At 34.1% G+C, this 4,223-nt stretch carries 4 protein-coding genes; all 4 read right to left on the bottom strand.

What is annotated here, in order from left to right; all coding sequences use genetic code 11:
• Positions 1-167 precede the first annotated feature (167 nt).
• The 4 genes from AC07XU_RS18025 to AC07XU_RS18010 all read right to left on the bottom strand — a co-directional run bounded on the left by AC07XU_RS18025 (position 168) and on the right by AC07XU_RS18010 (position 3,991).
• Entirely contained in the window at positions 168-1,757 is a 1,590-nt protein-coding gene (locus tag AC07XU_RS18025; protein WP_494945028.1) for a S8 family peptidase, read from the bottom strand.
• A 53-nt stretch (positions 1,758-1,810) separates the two neighbouring features.
• Positions 1,811-2,395 carry a pentapeptide repeat-containing protein gene (locus AC07XU_RS18020; RefSeq protein WP_494945027.1) on the bottom strand — a complete coding sequence of 195 codons (585 nt, stop codon included), beginning with the start codon at positions 2,393-2,395 and terminating at the stop codon, positions 1,811-1,813.
• A gap of 222 nt (positions 2,396-2,617) precedes the next feature.
• Positions 2,618-2,989 carry a response regulator transcription factor gene (locus AC07XU_RS18015; RefSeq protein ID WP_494945026.1) on the bottom strand — a complete coding sequence of 124 codons (372 nt, stop codon included), beginning with the start codon at positions 2,987-2,989 and terminating at the stop codon, positions 2,618-2,620.
• Positions 2,990-3,100: 111 nt separating this feature from the next.
• Positions 3,101-3,991, bottom strand: a complete 891-nt coding sequence (locus tag AC07XU_RS18010; protein WP_494945025.1) for a PorP/SprF family type IX secretion system membrane protein — start codon at positions 3,989-3,991, stop codon at positions 3,101-3,103.
• Positions 3,992-4,223 lie beyond the last annotated feature (232 nt).

Genomic DNA, 4,223 nt, shown 5'->3' with positions numbered 1-4,223 from the left:
ATATGCCTATGTGGTTATTCTTTAAAGATCTAATTTGCAATTTGTTAAGCGTTATAGCAGCGGGTTGCTGTATGCCGAAATTTATCAAGCAATAGGATTGATGTAATATTTCTAAATCACATAGGCACATAGTTGATTTTCTATGTGACTATGTGGTTGTTTTTTTGTTATTTATATGTTGCTGCTAATTTGAGTGCATTGTAAGTATTTACAATTCCGCCAGCTATACATAAGTCTGCAAACGGAATTTCTACTGTATCAGCACCTTTCATCGTTTTCACGTTGTGATTTACTTTTACAACAGATTTCATAATAATTTCTTTAACCTGTACCGCAGTTAATTTAGGATAATAAGAACGAATTAAAGCCGCTAAGCCAGACACAACCGGAGCAGCCATACTCGTTCCATCCTCTTCTATATATTTATTGTTATCTGGCACGGTAGAGAGAATTCTTACACCTGGTGCAAATACATCAACCGATGTTTTACCATAATTAGAAAATGCTGCTTTAAGCGTTTCATCGTCTTTTGGACCAGAAGCGCCAACAGTTAACCAAGAACTGGCAACTTTACCATCTAAATAGGTTGCATTTGGAAAATTATTTTCAACATCAATATCTTTATTGTCGTTACCTGCTGCATGAACCAATAAAACATCTTTACTAACTGCATATTTTACCGCTTCGTCTACCACGGCTTTATCCCACGAATAAGATTTACCAAAACTCATGTTTAGTACTTTTGCACCATTATCTGCCGCATAGCGGATGGCATTTGCCACATCTTTATCTCGTTCATCGCCATTTGGTGTGTTGCGAACGCCCATAATTAAAACATTATCAGCAACGCCCATAATACCTATTTTATTAGTTCTATCTGCACCAATAATACCTGCAACATGAGAACCATGTAAAGCATCAGGACCTTTGATATCGTTATTACCATAAAAACGTTCTTTGCTATCATTTGGGTTATCGCCAACTATATCACGAGGATTATAATCTACATTGTAATTATAATTTACTTGGTTGTAATAATACTTGTATCCCTCTGCTATTTGTGAATCGTAAAATGTTTTAAAATCCATTTCTTTTAAAACATTAAGAATGGTTTCTTTAATTCTAGTTTCTTGTGCACCTTGTGGGGTATAATTATTCCAATCTTCTACAGTTGGGTTTTCTTTCCCAATTTTTTTAACAACTCCGTCTAAAATGTTTTTAAACCCTGAAATACCAGCTAGGTTACTTTTTGCAGTTCCTAGTTCTTTCTCTACTTCTTCTCTGTTTTTAAGAAACGCTTCGTAGTCTGCTTTGTCTTTTTCTGCTACTGTTGATGCTGTAATGCCCGCAAAACGAGCATTATCTCTTCTTACCAAACGGGTAAGTTCTAATGTTTCAAATTCTACAGATTTACCATCTTTACCACCCAAAAAATTCCATCCGTGAATATCGTCTATGTAACCATTCTTATCATCATCAACACCATTTCCAGCAACTTCTTTTTTATTTGTCCAGATTACTCTTTTTAAATCTTCATGGTATAAATCTACTCCGCCATCTAAAACAGCAACAATAACAGGCGTAGATTTTTTGCCTTTTAACAATTCTTTATATGCTTTTTCTGTGCTTATACCGAAAGTTGTATCATTTTTTAAATCGAGGTTTTGCCAATTTCCTTTTTGCTGGGCCGATGATAAAATTGGAAGTGCAGCAACTAAAGCCAGCGATAATAATTTTTTAAAGATATTCTTGTTCATATTTGATTGTAGTGTTTTTATAAATGGAAAACGAAATAACATTTTTTTTATTCTTACTCAGCCACAATTATGCCATAATTTGTAAGTAGACCCGCTAGGCCACTTGCAGCAAACTTTGCTTTACGCATTGGGTTTCTTTCAGGATCTATAGTATAATTAAATGAAGAGGTAAAATTTACTCCGTTTAAAGTGCTTTGCATAAATATTGCACGGTCAAAATCGCAGTTAACGAACTTTGTTTCTGTTAAATCTGCTTCGGTAAAATCTGCCCCTTTTAATGAACAATTTTCGAATTTGGCTTTTCGATTTTTCTTTTTCATTAAAGCGGCATAATCTAAAATGCAGTTGCTAAAATTTACGCCGAAGAGAAAATCTTTTGAATTAGAAAAATCTGCACCAACCATTTTACAATCGGTAAACTGAACATGATCTAAACCATTTTGTACAAATTTTACCATAGATAAATTGCAATTGATAAAACTACAATTGATAAAATTACAGCCATTAAAATTAGCTTCAGTTAAGTCGCAATTTTTGAAGGTGCAATCTTCAAATTGTGTTTGCTTAGTACCTGTTAAAAGGTGAGTGATTTTTTCGAAAACCTGATCGAAGTGATCTAAATTTGCTGGTATTGACATGCTGGCAAATTACGAAGAAGCAGAAATAATTTAGCTGATGTTTTTTGCTATTTGCTAAGCTAGCCTTAATGGTTGCAGTGATTTTGCATTTTAAACCTGACAAAGCGAAAATACTTTTTGCAAAAAAACCCGTTGCATTTGGCTACGGGTTGCAAAAAGATTGCAGCGATGGCAGGGCCGAACCTAACCAAAGCATTACTGAAATAGCTTTTCTAAAAAATTTTAGGCAGCTTTTTTATCTAAAAGTTTTTTAATTCTGTTTTCGATATCATCCAAATCAAATGGCTTGCTAATATAATCGTCTGGAGTGGCAGCTTCGCTCATTTGCTTGCTACGCACATTTGCCGACATTACAATAACCGGAATATGTTTGGTAAAAGGATCGTTTTTTAAATCGTGGCAAATTTCTATGCCGTTACCATCTGGCAACATCACATCTAAAATAAAAAGATCGGGAATAGAATCTTTAAGTTTCTTTTTCATCTCTTTAAAAGTTGATGAAAGTTGCAACTCGTATCCTTCGTCTTTTAACAAAAATTCGATGATGTAACCTATGTCTTTATCGTCTTCTAGAATGTGTATACGTTTTTTCATAATACAATAAACAAACTCGGTTAATTATTGTTTGGCAACCTAGAATTATTTTTTTAAAAAAATTAAACACATCATCTAATGACACAACGAAAATCTTGGTTAAGTGCGTGTCTATTTGAAATTATATTTAACCGCAATTTCAAACTCCCCGTTACTATAGCCTTGAAATTCGGCTGTGTTTGTTGTGTATTGCGCTAAAATTGTAAGCTGATTTTTATAAGTTGTGCCAGCTCCAAAAGTTAAACTATTTGTACTGTGGTATATAGCATTTAGAATTAATTTATCTTCATTGAACTGGAAGTTTGCTCCTGCATCTAAAATATCTTTATAGTTTTCTACTACCCTATACATTATTTTAGGTTCAACGCTCGATAGACCATCTTTGTGATAAGTAAATTTGTAGCTAACAGAAGTCATAAACAATGATTTATCTGCAATGTTGCGTTGCACATCTCTATCCATGAAACGCTTTAAGTTTGGCACCGATGCCTGAACTGAAAAATTGTGCGTACGTAGTCCCATACCAAAATCCGCATCTAGATAAAGTTTTCTGCTATTGAAGTTAATGAATGAAATGTCATCAGCATCACCAATTATTGCTGCTCTATCTACCCACTCATTTAGCAAACCTGCAGATAATCCAAAGTCTACAATTGTTTTTTCGTTATTTAATAATAAATGATAAGCATAACTTGCTTTTAAGCTGGTTGTTTGCACTAATCCTGCTTTATCATTAAAGAGATTTAAACCGAAACCAACTTTTTTATTCCTTGAGCCATATGTAGCAGTTAATACCTGCATACTTGGCGCACCATTAATAGCTGTCCATTGAGCTTTGTAAGCTGCATTTAACTCCCAACCCTGTGTGGTACCAGCCATAGCAGGGTTTATGAGATACTGATTTTGGTAATAGATTGTACCCATTGGATTTAGCTGGGCAGATGTGCGACAGAATGGCACCAACCCTATAACAATGGTAATTATGTATTTAATTTTTAACATGATGATAATTTGATTTTGTATAAACCAGATGGTTTGATTTTGTAATTTATACTGCCTGCAAGAGTGCAGGCAGTATAAGTTTTTAATGGGCAAAACTACTTGAATTGAAATCTCTTATGATTGAGATTGTACCTCTAATTAGCCCATAGCCCTTGCCCATATCAATAATGTAGAAGTAAGCCGATTCAGCTAAATCTTGTCCATTATATTTACCGTCCCAATTGTTCTGGTA

The sequence above is a fragment of the Pedobacter sp. GW456-11-11-14-TSB4 genome (genome assembly GCF_059424425.1).
Note: the sequence above shows the minus strand (reverse complement) of the source record. Positions and strands in the feature narration are given on the sequence as shown.

Excerpts from the sequence above, each read along its gene's own strand:
- AC07XU_RS18015 (WP_494945026.1), bottom strand. The coding sequence starts at position 2,989 with ATGAAAAAACGTATACACATTCTAGAAGACGATAAAGACATAGGTTAC.
- AC07XU_RS18010 (WP_494945025.1), bottom strand. The coding sequence starts at position 3,991 with ATGTTAAAAATTAAATACATAATTACCATTGTTATAGGGTTGGTGCCA.
- AC07XU_RS18025 (WP_494945028.1), bottom strand. The coding sequence starts at position 1,757 with ATGAACAAGAATATCTTTAAAAAATTATTATCGCTGGCTTTAGTTGCT.
- AC07XU_RS18020 (WP_494945027.1), bottom strand. The coding sequence starts at position 2,395 with ATGTCAATACCAGCAAATTTAGATCACTTCGATCAGGTTTTCGAAAAA.